14 protein-coding genes are annotated in these 16,657 nt (G+C 46.1%); 12 read left to right on the top strand and 2 right to left on the bottom strand.

Annotated features, from left to right (window positions below):
- Positions 1 to 3: 3 nt before the first annotated feature.
- Entirely contained in the window at positions 4 to 708 is a 705-nt protein-coding gene (locus tag AACW75_RS05060; protein ID WP_017075673.1) for a response regulator, read from the bottom strand.
- Between the two features lie 279 nt (positions 709 to 987).
- On the opposite strand from AACW75_RS05060, the gene AACW75_RS05055 reads away from it, so the two are divergent.
- Both AACW75_RS05055 and AACW75_RS05050 read left to right on the top strand, forming a co-directional pair.
- Positions 988 to 2,100 (top strand): alpha/beta hydrolase, encoded by a 1,113-nt coding sequence (locus tag AACW75_RS05055; protein WP_237297639.1) that lies wholly within the window; start codon positions 988 to 990, stop codon positions 2,098 to 2,100.
- 337 nt (positions 2,101 to 2,437) lie between these two features.
- Positions 2,438 to 3,637, top strand: a complete 1,200-nt coding sequence (locus AACW75_RS05050; protein ID WP_102551010.1) for a diaminopropionate ammonia-lyase — start codon at positions 2,438 to 2,440, stop codon at positions 3,635 to 3,637.
- Between the two features lie 145 nt (positions 3,638 to 3,782).
- On the opposite strand, the gene AACW75_RS05045 is transcribed toward AACW75_RS05050, so the two are convergent.
- On the bottom strand, positions 3,783 to 4,274 hold the full coding sequence (locus tag AACW75_RS05045) for an Lrp/AsnC family transcriptional regulator (RefSeq protein ID WP_029225134.1): 492 nt from the start codon (positions 4,272 to 4,274) through the stop codon (positions 3,783 to 3,785).
- A 309-nt stretch (positions 4,275 to 4,583) separates the two neighbouring features.
- Between AACW75_RS05045 and AACW75_RS05040 the strand changes: the two genes are divergently transcribed.
- The 10 genes from AACW75_RS05040 to AACW75_RS04995 all read left to right on the top strand — a co-directional run bounded on the left by AACW75_RS05040 (position 4,584) and on the right by AACW75_RS04995 (position 16,653).
- Complete coding sequence (locus tag AACW75_RS05040) at positions 4,584 to 5,369, top strand: maleate cis-trans isomerase family protein (protein WP_237297638.1); 786 nt, start codon at positions 4,584 to 4,586, stop codon at positions 5,367 to 5,369.
- A gap of 107 nt (positions 5,370 to 5,476) precedes the next feature.
- Entirely contained in the window at positions 5,477 to 6,688 is a 1,212-nt protein-coding gene (locus AACW75_RS05035) for a M20 aminoacylase family protein (protein ID WP_237297637.1), read from the top strand.
- 185 nt (positions 6,689 to 6,873) lie between these two features.
- Complete coding sequence (locus AACW75_RS05030) at positions 6,874 to 7,917, top strand: TRAP transporter substrate-binding protein (protein ID WP_102421246.1); 1,044 nt, start codon at positions 6,874 to 6,876, stop codon at positions 7,915 to 7,917.
- 120 nt (positions 7,918 to 8,037) lie between these two features.
- Positions 8,038 to 8,580: a TRAP transporter small permease gene (locus AACW75_RS05025; protein WP_102421245.1), complete on the top strand. Its 543-nt coding sequence runs from the start codon at positions 8,038 to 8,040 to the stop codon at positions 8,578 to 8,580.
- Positions 8,577 to 9,920 (top strand): TRAP transporter large permease, encoded by a 1,344-nt coding sequence (locus tag AACW75_RS05020; protein WP_237297636.1) that lies wholly within the window; start codon positions 8,577 to 8,579, stop codon positions 9,918 to 9,920. The genes AACW75_RS05025 and AACW75_RS05020 overlap by 4 nt, the downstream gene beginning before the upstream one ends.
- A 37-nt stretch (positions 9,921 to 9,957) precedes the next feature.
- Complete coding sequence (locus tag AACW75_RS05015) at positions 9,958 to 11,139, top strand: M24 family metallopeptidase (protein WP_237297635.1); 1,182 nt, start codon at positions 9,958 to 9,960, stop codon at positions 11,137 to 11,139.
- 402 nt (positions 11,140 to 11,541) lie between these two features.
- Entirely contained in the window at positions 11,542 to 12,144 is a 603-nt protein-coding gene (betI, locus tag AACW75_RS05010) for a transcriptional regulator BetI (RefSeq protein WP_017078460.1), read from the top strand.
- Positions 12,145 to 12,263: 119 nt separating this feature from the next.
- Complete coding sequence (gene betB, locus AACW75_RS05005; RefSeq protein WP_237297634.1) at positions 12,264 to 13,724, top strand: betaine-aldehyde dehydrogenase; 1,461 nt, start codon at positions 12,264 to 12,266, stop codon at positions 13,722 to 13,724.
- A gap of 72 nt (positions 13,725 to 13,796) precedes the next feature.
- Positions 13,797 to 15,524 carry a choline dehydrogenase gene (gene betA / locus AACW75_RS05000; RefSeq protein ID WP_237297633.1) on the top strand — a complete coding sequence of 576 codons (1,728 nt, stop codon included), beginning with the start codon at positions 13,797 to 13,799 and terminating at the stop codon, positions 15,522 to 15,524.
- Positions 15,525 to 15,681: 157 nt separating this feature from the next.
- Positions 15,682 to 16,653: a choline ABC transporter substrate-binding protein gene (locus AACW75_RS04995; protein WP_237297632.1), complete on the top strand. Its 972-nt coding sequence runs from the start codon at positions 15,682 to 15,684 to the stop codon at positions 16,651 to 16,653.
- The last annotated feature ends 4 nt before the right edge of the window (positions 16,654 to 16,657 follow it).

Below are 16,657 nucleotides of genomic sequence, written 5' to 3'. Positions count from 1 at the left end.
AAGTTAATGCCAGGCGGTTGAAACAAATAGGTAGCCTTTGCCGCGAATGGTCTGAATTTTCTCTGCTGGCGCGTGGTCGTCACCGAGTATCTTTCTTAGACGCACGACCTTGTTATCAATCGTTCGGTCGATCCCATCGTACTCAATGCCGCGCAGTGTTTGCGTCAAATAGTCACGTGATAGCGGAGTATCAGGGTTGCTCGCTAATAACCAAAGTAGGTCAAACTCACTGTCAGTAAGTGATAAAACCGCACCTGAAAGTTCACACTTCTTATAAGTGTTTTTCAGAACGAGTTGATCAAACTGAAGGTTGTCTGAGTCATCGACTGAAGCGGTATTGGCGTCTTGGCGGCGTAATAGCGAACGAACTCTGGCCAGCAGAACTCTTGGTTTGATTGGCTTAGTGACATAGTCATCAGCCCCTGTCTCTAAACCAGCGACGTGATCAAAGTCGTCATCGCTAGCGGTGAGCATCAAGATTTTACCTTTATAGTGTGTACGCGTCTGTCGGCAGATTGTCAGTCCATCCGTTACAGGAAGCATCAAATCCAGCAGTACAATATCAGGTTGTTCCGCGAGGATGGTCTGCGCGGCATTACCGCCGTCACCTAGCACCGTGACGTCAAAATCTTGCGCGACAAAGTAGTCTTGCAACATTTTCTGAAGTTTCAAATCGTCTTCCACGATGATCATTTTAGGTTTTGTCATTCCATTATCAGCCTTGTCGTGCGTTTCTCGTATTGAGATTACGTGAGGGTGCCTTATCTAGTGGTTAGCTATTGTGGCATATCCAATTTGCATGCTTTACGTAAAATACCTGACGTGAATGATTAAACACTTTCTACGCCAGTTCAATGATGATTTTGAATTTATGCGAAAATAAAAAACAATGTTCAAAAAGGTATACATTCTCATACATTCGCACGACAGATGTTTGCGCTTTTAAATAATAGAATTTTCCCATCAAACATTTTTGGGAATTACCACATGAATAGCTATAGAAAAACGTTACTGGCATTACCTTTGATTATTTTAGTTGGGTGTAACTCAAGCTCTAACTCGGGCTCAAGTTCTGGTAACGCGGCGACTAAAGCGCAAGTTAGACCTAAAGCGGATTACGTATTTTCATCGGCTAAACTCGGTAAATTGTATCAAGAGCGACAAGAGATCCAAGAGTCAATGAAACTGACTTATGATGGTGTGCAGTATGAAACAGTGCAGTTTGCTGAAGATATTAGTGACGAACAAAAAGTAATTAGGCTTGCGGATAGTTTAGGTCAAAGCGTGGATCTGTACCTCCCTGATGCTGGAGCTGATGACTGTGCGATTTACAGCGAGGGTAATTTTTTTGATTCATTTGATTGTGGTGTGGCTCAACGCTCAATTGGGAATGACACTACGTTAATTCAAACGACGACGAGTGATAAAAAACGACCGGTTGAGCTTGAATATCACAATGTGATGTCGCAGTACGTGACTAGCCTTGGTTCGACGATTCTGAGCAAAACTAAAAATGGTAACAAAGTCACGATCACTACTTCGTTTGCTTTCAATGCCTTTTATCGTGATGTGTTAAGAGACACTGGAACCGTTGAGCGCATTACCTCTACCCTTGGGGCGACAACCTATTCCCAGCTTTTCGATATTGTGAAGTTATACCAAGGCAGTGAGATGACCTTGAAGTTTAACAATCATATTGGTGGCAGTGGCGACGATGACATCAATATGTACACCGGACGCATGATCCACAGTAACAACATGACGACGATCGTAACGCCTACGGGTTCGGTGTTCTCTGGCGGGACGGATTTGTTCGCTGCGGGTCATCCACGGGTTTTGCAACGAGCAGATACCACCAAAGCCATTGAGCTTAATAAACAGGTTGGTGTGCACAGTTGGGCTGAGGATGATAAAACAGCCAAACAATTCCCTTACACCAATGAGAGTCATCGTCAGCAAGCTACCTATTTTAAAAAGGTGATGGGAGACAAAGGGATCGACTTCTATATCTTCACTTTAGATTCTGCCCCAGCTTCCGGTGAACATTGGATGACGAAAGCCGACTCTGATAAGTACGATTTCATTACTCGTATTGAGTAGTCAAAGAAAGTAGCAATAACGACTCCGCAAAGGTTGGTCATGGCTCTGTCATTACCGGCCTTTTTTGTGCCTGGTGTTTTTAATTTGATCTTTGTAGTGGTTGAATAAAGGTTTTTATCCGTTCTAACAACGAATGTTTTACACAATGTCATAAGATGAACAAATACTGCATTTAACCGTGGTGTAACAATTAATTCCCGCAGATTGAGTGATAAGAATGTGTAATCACGCCACTTTTTTGTCGATAGAATTTATTATCCGCAGCCTTACTCACCGATAGGTTTCTATAATCTAACGATGTAAGGAGCATGTGAATGACTAATAAGGACGATCATTTATGCAGTTACTGGCAGGCACTCTGACACACTACGCTAACCCACAAGCACGCCCTGAATTGGAATACTCGAGTGAGCAGCGTGACATTTTAAGTGTTGCGAACTCTCAACAGGCGATTAAAGATATTTCTCAATGGCCAGGCTACTCTGTTACTCCTTTGCATGAGCTGAATGCTATCTCTGCTGAGATCGGCGTAAACAAGTTTTGGTACAAAGATGAATCGCAGCGTTTTGGCCTAAAGAGCTTTAAAGCACTGGGCGGCGCTTATGCCGTTGCTCGTCAACTTCAGATTGAGATTGCCAATCGCTATGGAAAGAACCCGACCATCAGTGAGCTGCTCAACGGTGAGTGGAAATCAGAAGTTGCTGAAATTGTTGTCAGCTGTGCAACCGATGGAAATCATGGTCGCTCCGTCGCATGGGGCGCACAAATGTTTGGTTGTGGCTGTGTTATCTACATTCACCGTGACGTATCGGAAGGGCGTAAGCAAGCGATGGAAGCGTTCGGTGCAGAAGTGGTTCGCATTACCGGTAATTACGATGAATCCGTTCGGTTGGCCGATTCAGAAGCCAAAACGAAAAACCGCGTGATTGTGTCGGATACCTCTTATGAAGGCTACATGGAGATCCCTAAAGACGTTGCTCTAGGCTACACCGTGATGTTGGCTGAAATTGTCGAGCAATTGAATGGCGAGATTCCAACCCATGTCTTCGTACAAGGTGGAGTGGGTGGTTTGGCATCCGCTGTCAGTGGTTACTTCTGGGATCTATGGGGCGTCGATCGTCCACGTTTTGTTATCGTCGAACCTGAACAAGCCAACTGCTTACAGAAGAGTGCTCAAGCTGGAAAACCTATCGTGGTTACGGGCGACTTAGAGACGCTGATGGCAGGTCTCGCATGTGGTGAGGTTTCAAGCTTGGCGTGGACGATTCTACAAAATGGCGCTGATGACTTTATGACGTTGAGCGAAGAAGCTATTCCGCAAGCGATGCGTATGTTGGCAAGCGGCGAACAAACAGAATTGTCGATAGAAGGGGGGGAATCTGCAGTACCAGGTTTTGCCGCTGCGATTATCGCCAAACAAGATCCGAAATTCGCTGAAAAACTGAATTTGACTCAAGACAGCCGAGTGCTAGTGATTGGCACTGAAGGGGCAACCGACCCGGATCTCTACCAACAGATCATCGACAACAAGATCTAATAACTAAAAGTACATAGCTAATCGCGAACAACGAATAACAAAGCAAGCCCTAAGGTTGGCGGTATGTAAGGTTTCTTCATACCGTCTTTTTTCTCTCTTCTTTTTTTACTTCACAACACGCCTTGCCTTTTAATCGCGCTGGTCATCAATCGCGCTGATCATCAATTGGAATCGTCAGCCCTACCTTAACGTTATCCATCACCACATTGGTTTGAAAACTCTTGATATTGGCATTATCGAAGAAGGCTTCACGAGTAAAGTTGTCGTAACCCTCCATATCCGCTGCCGTGACAATCATGATGAAATCTGAACTGCCAGTTACGTAATAACACTGCTGTACTGAGCGGTTGGAACTCATCTCTTTTTTGAAGTTGTGCATCAAATCCACACGCTCGCGTTCTAATGTCACCTGAACGATAAACGTCATCGCATGACCGACCGCTTTTGGGTTGATAACTGAGACATCAGCTTGAATGACACCTTGCGCCCTCATGCGTTTTAAGCGGCGCTGAACGGCAGCAGGAGACAGCCCGACCTTTTCTGCAATCTTGTCTGAGGTAGCTCTGTTTGAGTCTTGTACGATGTTGAGGATCTTCTTGTCGAAACTGTCGACCACCAATGCAGGTTGCTGTGTCATACCCATACTTCCCAATATCTGTTTGTAAATTAATTGTTTCTTTTGAACCAGTGTGTGATCGAGTTAAAGGTATTTAGCCTTAATAATTAGCCCTCGATAAATGAGAACAAAAAATCACTATAACGCAGAAAAAATGCGGAATTTCTGCACAACAAGGTAATCATTTAATGATAATCCTTAAAGTTATCGGTGCATTATTAATCTTGTGAACGAAATGTAAAGATCAAATCAACAGAGTTTGAAATTTATATGAAACATGTTGTTAACATCATTTTGCGGTGTTAACTCTCGCTCAAGGAGTTGGAAAGTATGAAATCTGCAACCGCTACTTTACAGTTTGAATTAGAAAAATTAGCACCAGCAGGACGCGTCGGTGTGATTGCGCTAGCGACAGATTTCAATATTGAGCGTGATTTAAACGCGCTGTATCCAAACGATGTGCAATCGTTCACCAGTCGCCTGAGAAACTACAATCCATTGACGATAGAAAACCTACGCAAGATGGAACCGGGAATCGCTGCTTGTGCTGATACCATCTTACCGGGCACTGAATTGGATGTGGTGATTTACGCTTGTACCTCCGGCACCGTAGCGATTGGCAGTGAGCGAATTACGCAGCTCATTCACCAGTCTCGCCCAAACGCTGCGGTAACGAATCCGGTGACCGCTGCCTTAGCGGCTTTCGACAGCTTTAAGGCGAAGCGCATCTCGGTATTAACGCCTTATACCGAAGCCGTGAATCAAGACGTGGCGGCATTTTTTGAGTCGCAAGGCATTGAGGTGCTGAGCATCGCTGGCTTTGGCTTTGAAGATGACACTGCAATGACGTTCATTTCTCCAATGGATATTAAGCAAGCCGCGATAGCCGTCTGTGACCCTGATGCTGACCTGCTGTTTATCTCTTGCACGGCTTTGCGTGCTGCATCGGTGATTGAATCCATTGAAGCGGAATTAGATAAGCCCGTTGTCAGCAGCAATCAGGTGTTGGCTTGGCATTCGCTTCAGTTGATGAACTACCCCATACCCATTAAAGGCTTTGGTGCACTGCTAGCGCACCATCTTGAGCCATCCTCAGATAATTGCCGAAGGTCGTAGTCGTTGTAACGACATTTGATTAAGGCTGCTCGCTTTGCGTTTACATTCAGCAGCCAAGCTAACTCCATATTTACTAAGACAAAGAATTACACTTTGGGATCACTACTATGCCGTCTACTTTCTCGATCAAACCAGACCAACTGTCTTCGCAGCTTATTCAAAGCATGACGGAATGGCGTCAACACTTACACCGCTTTCCTGAGTGTGGCTTTGACGTCAATCTCACCTCCGATTTTATCGTCGACAAGTTACACAGCTTTGGTATCGAGGTTGTGCGTAATATCGGTAAAACAGGGTTAGTAGGGATACTTCGTTCTGGATCAAGTGAAGCGAGCATCGGTCTTCGAGCTGATATGGATGCTCTACATATTCATGAGCAAAACAGCTTCGCACACTGTTCACAACACGATGGGAAGATGCACGCTTGTGGTCACGATGGACACTCTGCAATGCTGCTTGGCGCAGCAAGTTATTTGGTTCAAAACCTATTATCAGGGAACCCAACTTTTGATGGCACGGTGTATTTCATTTTTCAACCCGATGAAGAGCACGGTTGTGGTGCTCAAGCGATGATTGATGATGGCTTGTTTGAGCGATTCTCGATTGATGAAGTGTATGGCGTACACAACTTTCCCGGCTTAGCGGAAGGTGAATTGATGGTTCGCCCCGGATCATTAATGGCCAGTGAGAGTAGCTTTGAGATCACCATCAATGGTGTGGGTGGGCATGCTGCTCTGCCGCATCAAGGCGTTGATCCTTTGGTGGTCGGTTCACAAGTCATTCTTGGTCTGCAAACCATCGTGTCTCGCAATCTCAGTGCGATTCACGACACCGCTGTCGTTTCTGCGACTGAATTTATTACCGATGGCACGGTTAACGTCATTCCTACTCAAGTGGTAATCAAGGGTGACTGCCGCTGCTTCACTGAATCTTCCCTCGATCGAATCAAGCAAAATATGGAGCGAATTGTGGCGGGCATTTGTCAGGCAGCAGGCGCGACTTACGACTTCGAGTTTATCAATACCTTCTACCCAACCATCAACAGCGAGCAACAAACCCAATACTCGGTTGCAGCTGCCCAGCAAGTACTGGGTGTAGAGAACGTTAATGACGCCTGCGACCCACTGACAATTTCGGAAGATTTCTCAAGCATGTTACGCGTTAAACCGGGCTGTTATGTGCTGCTGGGTAATGGCACGGAATCGGTGGGTGGCTGCGCATTGCACAACCCGAAATATGACTTTAACGACGGCATCTTAAAGCTCGGTGCGAGCTATTGGATTCAGTTGGTGAACGATCGTTTAACACGATCAATTTAGAAACACTTAATTAGAAGCAACTCAATTAGAAGCAATCAGAAGAGAAACAGATTCAGCAGTGACGTATTTGGCACTGCAAGATGGCTGACTTTAAACGGAGTTTATCGTCGACACAGTCAAAACTGAAGCGCGTGAAGTGACCAAGGTCATCAGCGTGAAATTAGGATAATAAAAGGAAAAATAGGATGAAACGATTAGGCGTAGCACTGCTAAGTTTGAGCATGGTTTTTGGCGTTCATGCCGAAACATGGAAGTTTGCTTCAGAAGAGGACAAAACAGACGTTCAAGATATCTATGCGCAAAAATTTGCGGAAGTAATCAAGAAGGAATCTGATGGTGATATCCGTGTTCGCATCTATTACTACGGTCAATTAGGCACAGAAAACGACATCGTAGAACTAGCAGCTAAAGGCACGATTCAATTTGTGTCTGTAGGCGCGGGTCACTTAGGGTCTTATGTTCCTGAAGTACAAGCGGTGAGCTTGCCGTATGTACTGGGTACTAACGAAGCGATCACGCATAAGGTCTTAACGGAAAGTCCAACCATCTACAACAAGCTAGCACCCAAGTTTGAGAGCGTAAACCTCAAGCTGTTGTCGATGATGTCTGAAGGCGAAATGGTGTGGGGTGGCAACAAACCTATCCGTACACCTGAAGATTTTGCGAACCAGAAAATCCGTACTTTCACGTCAACTATTCCTGTTGAAACCTACAAAGCGTTTGGTGCAACACCTACCCCTCTTTCTTGGGGTGAAGTGTACGGTTCACTGCAACTTAAGACCATTGATAGCATGGTTAACCCGATCTACTTCATCTACAACGCAAAGTGGCATGAGGTTCAAGACTACCTAATGTTCCCAGGCCAGCAACCTTATGTGAGCACGGTTTCGACCAACAGCAAGTGGTACAACGGCCTATCTGAAGAGAAGCAAGCTATGGTCGACAAAGCAATCACAGCGGCAGACCAAGCGGCTTACGACTATCAGGTACGCATCAACAAAGAGAACATGGACAAGATCTTAAAAGAGCGTCCAGACATGCAAGTGGTTGTGTTAACTGAGGAAGAGCGTGAGCGTTTCAAGGTACTCAGTCAAAAGCTGCACACCACTTACTATGACGTGGTGGCAAATGCTTATCCTTCAGGAGAGCAAAGTGAAGCGCGCGAGGGGGCAAAAACCATTCTCGAAGAAATCCTAGATGAAGTGAAGGCTGCTTCAGCGACGCAATAGAAAGCGTTGTTAGGATGAATGCTATCTGCTGTTTATTGGCAGCGGGTAGCTTATTCCCACCTTCTCCAAATTGTGGCAATGGACCCCTGTCACTGAACGAAGTATGGAGCACTGCCTGTTATGAAAGAACTGCTACATAAAATAAGCGTCGCGACAGAAAAGCTAGAACGCTTTTTAATCATGACCGCCATTATCGCGATGATGACCAACTCCACTGCCAATGCGATTGGTCGGTACGCCTTTAACAAAAGCCTGTTCTTCTCAGAAGAGCTCAATCAGTTTTTGATCGTCTCAGTCACCTTTATTGGTTTCGCTTATGCGGTACGCCAAGGTCGAAATATTCGTATGACTGCGGTCTACGATTCATTAAGTACTAAAGCTCAGAAAGTTCTCACAACCATCATTGCACTTCTAACCGCAATGCTGATGTTTTACCTGACCTACCATGCGTTCTTCTACGTCAAAGAGCTCAAAGATATCAATCGATTAAGCCCAGCCCTGCAGTTCCCGGTTTATTGGGTATACGCGATCATTCCAATTGGATTTTTTATTGCCGGATTGCAATACAGCATGAGTTTTTTGATGAACTTACTGCACAAAGAAATCTACGTGTCATTTGACGTGATTGAAAATAGAAATACAAAAGTAGGTGAGTTCGAATGAGTGATGTTGCACAGTTTTTCTCGGACATTATTGCCGGCGAATTAGATATCTATGTCATTACCTTTACTCTTGTCTCTGTGATGGTGATTCTGCTTTTTTTGAGCTTCCCGATGATTGTACCATTAGCGGTTGGGGCTTTAATTGGCTTGATTCATTTCTCTCAGGTTGAGCCGGGAGTACTGATTCAGCAGATGGTTACTGGCATATCGCCGAACGCCTTGATTGCGGTTCCCATGTTTATCCTGGCGGCCGATATCATGACGCGTGGACACTCGGCCTATAATCTACTTGGCCTGATTCAAGCGTTTGTTGGACACCTGCGTGGTGGTTTGCCGATTACCACGTGTATCAGTTGTACCTTGTTTGGTTCTGTTTCCGGTTCGACCCAAGCGACCGTGGTGTCGGTCGGCCAAATCATGCGTCCGAAATTACTGCAAGCAGGATACAAAGACAGTTTTGTGATGGCGTTGATCATTAATGCCAGTGACATCGCGTTCCTCATTCCACCGAGTATCGGCTTGATTCTTTACGGCACCTTAGCCAACGCCAGTGTGGGCGAATTGTTCATTGCTGGTATTGGCCCAGGTTTAGTGCTCGCGAGCCTGTTCTCTTTATACAGCTATGCCTACAGCGTAAAACACAGCGACACCATTACTTTGGTTGAAAAAGCCAACACTGCAGAGCGTATTGAAGCGATCAAGAAAGCGATCCTGCCTCTTGGTTTCCCTGCTTTGATTATCGGCGGTATCTATTCGGGCATTGTCACGCCAACCGAAGCGGCTTCGTTTGCGGTGCTGTATGCGATTATTGTCGAGTGCATTTTTTATCGCAAACTTGGCGTAAAAGACATCTGCGATGCCGCGTTAAACACCGGCTTGATTACCGCAGTTGTATTTGTGCTGGTGGGTGTTGGTCAGGCATTTTCTTGGTACATCTCGTTTGAACAAATCCCTCAAGAGTTACTGGCTCCCCTCAATCTAGAAGATGCTTCACCTGAATTCATTCTGTTTGTTATCGCACTGACTTTCTTTGTCGGTTGTATGTTCGTGGATTCATTGGTGGTTTTGCTGATCTTGACGCCGATTTTCATGCCGATTGTGGATGCCGCAGGTATCGATCCGATATTGGTCGGCGTGATGGTGACGCTACAAATGGCGATTGGGTCGGCAACACCTCCATTTGGTTGTGACATCTTCACCGCGATAGCGATTTTCGAGCGTCCTTATATGGAAGTCATCCGCGGAACATTACCGTTTTTCCTTATCTTGATATTGATGTCTGCGTTGCTGATTTTCTTCCCAAGTATCGCTCTGTTACCAAGAGACATTTTATTCAATTAATCCGTCGAGTTACCCTTATTCAATCAAGGATAGAGATATGAGTATATTGCCATTAACACCTCCGCAGAGAGGGTTTGAATCAGCAGAACTAGAGCAACGTACTGTCGAGTTGCAACAACGTCTTCGCGCTCAAAACATCGATGCTGCGTTTTTTACGACCGAACCAGAATTTCGCTATTTCAGTGGCTTCAAATCGCAGTTTTGGGAAAGCCCAACGCGTCCGTGGTTTTTGGTGGTGCCAGCGGTTGGTAAGCCCATAGCGGTAGTACCAGAGATCGGTGTGGCTGGTTTCGACGATACATGGATTGAAGATGTGCGCAGTTGGCCGTCGCCAAGGCCAGAAGATGACGGTATCTCTTTGTTAGCTTCTACGCTATCTGAAGTCTCCAAAGATTCTCGCAGAATCGGTTCGATGATTGGCTCGGAAACACACCTACGTATGCCTGCCACTAACTATGCGTTGTTACAGCAGAAGTTGAGCCAACATAGTGTGGTTGATGTGTCATTCATGGTTCGAGATCTGCGCAGTGTTAAGTCTCAAGCGGAGATCGATAAAGTACGCTTCGCTTGCCAAGTGACAGCGGCGGGCTTTGAGTATCTTCGTCATAACCTCGCGATAGGGATGACGGAACGACAGGCGTGTAAAGCCATGCATTTGGAGATGCTACGTTTGGGCGCCGATGCGTGTCCTTATCTGATTTCGGCATCCGGCCAAGGTGGCTATGACAACATCATCATGGGGCCAACGGATCGTATGCTCTCTGAAGCAGATGTACTGATCATCGATACGGGGGCTAACTTTGATGGCTATTTCAGTGATTTTGACCGGAACTATGCGTTTGGGCATGCGCAGCCAGATACGATAGCGGCTTATGACGCAGTCTATCAATCGACAGAAGCGGGGCTCGCGATGGCAGAGCCGGGACGAACAACCGGAGACGTGTGGCAAGCCATGTGGTCGGTGCTCGAAAAGAACGGCGCGCTTGGCAACGATGTGGGTCGTATGGGGCATGGATTAGGCATGCAGCTAACAGAGTGGCCATCACATGTACCAAATGGTGACGTGATATTAAAACCCGGCATGGTGTTAACGTTAGAGCCCGGTATGGCGTTTGCGAAAAACCGCATGATGGTACACGAGGAAAACATCGTCATCACCGAATCTGGCTGCGAAATGCTGCATCAAAGATCTTGGCAGTCGATGCCGATTATTGGCTAATTGCGCTTAGAATCTAGTCATAATGTTGAATCCTGGTAGAGGAGGGCGTTCAAGCACTTTGTTGGACGCTCGGTTTTCTTTTTCACTTCGCTATACCTCGTCATCTTTTACACTTAAATACCTCTAATTTCCGAATGCCTCTTTGTTTCAAGAATCTCTCTTTCTGTTCAAATATTGTCCTTGTTGAGCAAAAACATTTGACCAATAACTATCACACCTCAAATCTTTAATTGTTTTCGTTAGTGCTCTAAATGATATTTAATTTATTGTTTTATAATGATTTTTGTTGATTTGAATGCTGTATTGTTACGAGTTTGTTTTAAATAATCATTTGAACCCTAACTAAATTTCTGTCATTTTATATTTAACTGAACGTTCAATATAAAATAAAAGGACTAAGAAATGCCGAAGGTTGGGATGCCTGATATACGTAAACCACAGCTTGTTCAAGCCACCATGACGGTGATTGATCGAGTGGGTTTGCATGCCGCGAGTATTGCGTTGATCAGCAAAGAAGCGGGAGTCTCCACTGGCATTATTAATCACTATTTTGGTGGAAAGCATGGGCTGCTCGAAGAGACCATGCGTGAAATCCTTCGCCAACTTTCCAATACCATCACCACGTCACTAAAAGCACTTCCTGTTGATGCTCACCAACAGAGAATTAACGCGATCATCGATGGTAACTTCGAAGGCTACCAAGCAGAAAATAAGGTCGCGAAGGCGTGGTTGGCATTTTGGTCCTATTCAATGCATGACGAGCAGCTGAAAAGACTGCAACGTGTGAATGAAAAACGTTTGATTTCACACTTACGTCTTGAGTTGAAAGGTATTTTGAATCATGAACAAGCGGATCTCGTTGCTCACGGGATTGCGTCTCTGATTGATGGTTTGTGGCTGAGAGGCACACTAAACCCAGATGGTATCGATGCTCAAAAGGCGCGTGCCATCATTAATGATTATCTAGATAAACAACTTACGTTCTACTCGTGTCACAGCCAATAGATCGCAGTGGCAGCGCTAGACCTAGACCTAGATCAAGAGCTAGAACGACCACTATTCGCACCTAATACTCACATATAGACCAGTAGAGTCTAATAACAATAATTAAGTCAGAATCTCAAATGGAAATGAACTCGTTATACCTTGATGGCGCAGCGGTTAAAGCAACCTCTGGTGAAACCTTTGATAGCATTAACCCTGCAAACGGTGAACCTATCGCGACATTAGGCCAAGCATCTTCTGCGGATGTCGACAGTGCTATTGAATCTGCGAAACGCGGATTTGCGGTATGGTCTGCAATGACCGCTGTGGAACGCAGCCGTATTCTTTTGAAGGCAGTGGAAATACTTAGAGCTCGAAATGATGACCTTGCAAACCTTGAGGTTGTTGACACGGGCAAGCCGCTGCAAGAAGCAATTGAAGTGGATGTGGCGTCTGGCGCTGATGTTATTGAATACTTTGCTGGTTTGGCTCCAACGCTACAAGGCGACCAACAGCCGCTGAGCGAATCTCAATTTTTCTACACTCGCCGCGAGCCGCTAGGCATTTGTGCGGGCATTGGCGCGTGGAACTACCCAATTCAAATCGCGATGTGGAAATCGGCTCCGGCATTGGCCGCGGGTAACGCGATGATTTTCAAACCTTCAGAAGAAACGCCGCTAACGGCGCTCAAGCTTGCAGAGATCTTTACCGAAGCTGGTCTTCCTGATGGCGTGTTCAACGTGGTTCAGGGCGATTACCGTGTCGGTCAAATGCTAACGGCGCACCCAGATATCGCGAAAGTGTCGTTCACGGGCGAAACCGGTACCGGTAAAGCGGTAATGGCAGACAGCGCTAAGACGCTGAAATCAGTCACCATGGAACTTGGCGGCAAGTCACCGATGATCGTGTTTGATGATGCGAAATTGGATGATGCAGTTTCCGCTTCGATGGTTGCTAACTTCTACACCCAAGGCGAAGTGTGTACTAACGGTACCCGTGTTTATGTACACGAAAACATCTACAACGCATTCATCGATCAACTTAAAACACGCACTGAGAAGCTGATCATTGGTGATCCAATGGACATGGAGACTCAGATCGGCGCGTTGATTTCTAAAGAACACCTTTCAAAAGTGCTCGAAGCGATTGAGCTGGCAAAACAGTCAGGGGCAACTCTGCTGACGGGCGGCTATCGAGTGACAGACAACGGCTTAGCGAACGGCAACTTTGTTATCCCAACCGTGTTTGTGGATTGCGAAGACAACATGCCTCACGTTCAACAAGAGATCTTCGGCCCTGTAATGTCAGTGTTGAAGTTTACGGACGAAGACGACGTGATTCGCCGCGCTAACGACACCAAATATGGCCTTGCGGCTGGCGTGTTCACGCAAAATCTTTCTCGTGCTCACCGCGTGATCCATCAAATGCAGGCTGGTATTTGTTGGGTTAATACGTGGGGTGACTCACCTGCAGAAATGCCTGTTGGTGGCTACAAGCTTTCGGGTGTTGGTCGTGAAAATGGCCCAGAAACTCTACTCCACTATACGCAAACTAAGAGCATTCTTATTGAGCTAGGCGACTACGCCAGCCCTTATGCCTAACGCGTAACACTTAATTCAACGGGCTAGCTTAAAAGAGTTAGCCTCACTGACTCATCTCAGGGAACTTAAAATATGGAACAACGCTACGATTATATTATCGTCGGCGCGGGTTCGGCCGGCTGTGTGTTAGCGGATAGGCTAACGGAAAGCGGTGAACATAGCGTTTTATTACTGGAAGCGGGTGGTACGGATAAGAGTATTTTTATCCAAATGCCAACGGCGCTTTCTTACCCGATGAATACCGAAAAGTACGCATGGCAGTTTGAGACTCAACAAGAGCCAGGCCTTGATGGACGCGAACTGCACTGCCCACGCGGCAAAGTGTTAGGTGGTAGCTCATCAATCAATGGCATGGTTTACGTGCGTGGTCACGCGTGTGATTTTGACCAATGGGAAGAAGAGGGCGCTGCGGGTTGGAATTACCAAGCGTGTTTGCCTTATTTCCGCCGTGCTGAATCATGGAATAAAGGTGGCGATCAATACCGTGGTGACAATGGCCCAGTAGGCACTTGTAACGGTAACGATATGGAGCTTAACCCGCTTTACCAAGCGTTCATCGATGCAGGTAAAGACGCCGGTTACCCAGAAACCAACGATTACAACGGCTACCAGCAAGAAGGCTTCGGCACCATGCATATGACGGTAGACAAGGGTGTTAGAGCCTCAACCTCTAACGCTTATCTACGTCGAGCATTGAAGCGTTCAAACCTGACCTTGAAGAAAGGCATCGTGGCGCGTCGTTTCTTACTTGAAGCTCTCGTCGTAAAAGACCAGTCATCAAAAGGCCAATCAGGTCTGAAAGCAGTCGGTGTCGAGTTTGAAAAGTCAGGCAATACTCAAGTTGCTGTGGCGAACAAAGAAGTGATCTCGTCTGCGGGTTCTATCGGTTCCGTTCAACTGCTGCAACTTTCTGGTATCGGCCCGAAAGCCGTGCTTGAAAAGGCAGGCGTTGAGCTTAAACACGAGCTGAATGGCGTCGGTGAAAACCTTCAAGATCACTTAGAAGTGTACTTCCAATATCACTGCAACGAACCCATCACGCTCAACAGCAAGCTTGGCTTGGTCAGCAAAGGCATGATTGGCGCGGAATGGATTCTGACTCGTAAAGGCCTTGGTGCCACTAACCACTTTGAATCGTGCGCGTTCATTCGTTCTCGCAAAGGATTGAAGTGGCCAAACATTCAATATCACTTCCTGCCAGCAGCGATGCGTTACGACGGCCAGGCAGCTTTTGATGGCCATGGTTTCCAAGTACACGTTGGCCCGAACAAACCAGAAAGCCGCGGTACGGTTGCGATCACTTCTGCTGATCCGCATGCCAAGCCAGAGATCATTTTCAACTACATCTCGACTGAACAAGATCGCCAAGATTGGCGCGATTGTATTCGTCTGACGCGTGAGATTTTGTCTCAACCGGCGATGGATGTGTACCGAGGCAAAGAGATTCAGCCGGGTTTAAATATTACTTCTGATGAAGCGATTGATGAATGGGTTAAGCAGAACGTTGAAAGTGCATATCACCCTTCTTGTGGCTGCAAAATGGGTTCAGATGATGATCCAATGGCGGTGCTTGATGAAGAGTGTCGCGTTCGCGGCATCGACAGCTTACGTGTTGTCGACTCATCGGTTTTCCCAACCATTCCAAACGGCAACTTAAATGCCCCGACCATCATGGTTGCTGAGCGAGCTTCGGACTTGATTCTTGGTAAGCCAATGCTTAAAGAACAAGACGCTCCAGTGTGGATTGCACCTGAGTGGCAAGAGAAGCAAAGAATAAATAAACCAGTAAGAGAAGCGTAAATCTCTGTTATTGGATAAAAAATAGCAAAAGTAGCAAAGAATAAAAACAACAAGTAACAAGCAAAAAATAACAAAACTAATTAGTCAAAAGTCAGAAGAACTGCTCTTTATCGGTGTTGATATCGAGCAGCAAAAGGAAAGATAAAAAGGAACCATTATGACGACTCTAAATATTCAGAACGTGACCACGAAAACGTTAACAGCACTAGCCATCAGTTCATTTGCATTTGGTGCTAACGCTTCTATTGAACCACAACAGTGCGAAAACGTACGTTTCGCTGATGTAGGTTGGACAGACATTACCGCAACAACCGCCGTTACTTCTGAACTCTTAAAAGGCCTTGGTTACAAAACCAAAACCGACCTACTTTCAGTACCGGTGACTTACTCTTCAATGGCGAACGGTGACATTGATGTGTTTCTAGGTAACTGGATGCCAACGATGGAAGGCGATATTGCTAAGTACCGTGAAGCGGGCACGGTTGAGACCGTGCGTGCCAACCTTGAAGGCGCAAAATACACGCTAGCTGTACCAAAATATGTGTACGACTCTGGCGTAAAAAGCTTCGCAGACCTAGCAAAACATGCCGACAAATTTAAAGACCGCATCTACGGCATCGAACCGGGCAACGATGGTAACCGCTTAATCCAATCAATGATTGATTCAGACGCGTTTGGCTTGAAAGATTTCAGCCTAGTGGAGTCAAGTGAAGCGGGCATGGTATCGCAAGTATCTCGCGCTGCTCGTCGTAGCCAGTGGATCGTTTACCTTGGTTGGGCACCGCACCCAATGAACAGCAATGTTGAGATGGAATACCTTTCTGGCGGTGACGACTTCTTTGGCCCTAACTACGGTGGCGCGAATGTCTACACCAATGTTCGCTCAAACTATCTGTCGGAGTGTTCAAACGTCGGTCAACTTCTGCAAAACCTAGAATTCACTTTAGAGATGGAAAACCAGTTGATGGAAGAGATTCTTAACCAAAAAGTGAAGCCAGAAAAAGCGGCTCAACAATGGTTGAACAACAATTCTCAACAAGTGGAAGCTTGGTTAGACAACGTAAAAACGCATAAAGGTGAATCAGCGACTCAAGCCGTCACTGAATACCTAAAGCAAGTTAAAGCTTAGTTCT

It is taken from the genome of Vibrio sp. L3-7 (assembly GCF_963898195.1).
Taxonomy (GTDB): Bacteria; Pseudomonadota; Gammaproteobacteria; order Enterobacterales; family Vibrionaceae; genus Vibrio; species Vibrio echinoideorum.
This window is presented reverse-complemented; position numbering and strand designations above follow the sequence as displayed.

What these genes read in the sequence shown, in the direction of transcription:
- AACW75_RS05060 (WP_017075673.1), bottom strand. Translation starts at nt 708, where the DNA reads ATGACAAAACCTAAAATGATCATCGTGGAAGACGATTTGAAACTTCAG.
- AACW75_RS05055 (WP_237297639.1), top strand. Translation starts at nt 988, where the DNA reads ATGAATAGCTATAGAAAAACGTTACTGGCATTACCTTTGATTATTTTA.
- AACW75_RS05050 (WP_102551010.1), top strand. Translation starts at nt 2,438, where the DNA reads ATGCAGTTACTGGCAGGCACTCTGACACACTACGCTAACCCACAAGCA.
- AACW75_RS05045 (WP_029225134.1), bottom strand. Translation starts at nt 4,274, where the DNA reads ATGACACAGCAACCTGCATTGGTGGTCGACAGTTTCGACAAGAAGATC.
- AACW75_RS05040 (WP_237297638.1), top strand. Translation starts at nt 4,584, where the DNA reads ATGAAATCTGCAACCGCTACTTTACAGTTTGAATTAGAAAAATTAGCA.
- AACW75_RS05035 (WP_237297637.1), top strand. Translation starts at nt 5,477, where the DNA reads ATGCCGTCTACTTTCTCGATCAAACCAGACCAACTGTCTTCGCAGCTT.
- AACW75_RS05030 (WP_102421246.1), top strand. Translation starts at nt 6,874, where the DNA reads ATGAAACGATTAGGCGTAGCACTGCTAAGTTTGAGCATGGTTTTTGGC.
- AACW75_RS05025 (WP_102421245.1), top strand. Translation starts at nt 8,038, where the DNA reads ATGAAAGAACTGCTACATAAAATAAGCGTCGCGACAGAAAAGCTAGAA.
- AACW75_RS05020 (WP_237297636.1), top strand. Translation starts at nt 8,577, where the DNA reads ATGAGTGATGTTGCACAGTTTTTCTCGGACATTATTGCCGGCGAATTA.
- AACW75_RS05015 (WP_237297635.1), top strand. Translation starts at nt 9,958, where the DNA reads ATGAGTATATTGCCATTAACACCTCCGCAGAGAGGGTTTGAATCAGCA.
- betI (WP_017078460.1), top strand. Translation starts at nt 11,542, where the DNA reads ATGCCGAAGGTTGGGATGCCTGATATACGTAAACCACAGCTTGTTCAA.
- betB (WP_237297634.1), top strand. Translation starts at nt 12,264, where the DNA reads ATGGAAATGAACTCGTTATACCTTGATGGCGCAGCGGTTAAAGCAACC.
- betA (WP_237297633.1), top strand. Translation starts at nt 13,797, where the DNA reads ATGGAACAACGCTACGATTATATTATCGTCGGCGCGGGTTCGGCCGGC.
- AACW75_RS04995 (WP_237297632.1), top strand. Translation starts at nt 15,682, where the DNA reads ATGACGACTCTAAATATTCAGAACGTGACCACGAAAACGTTAACAGCA.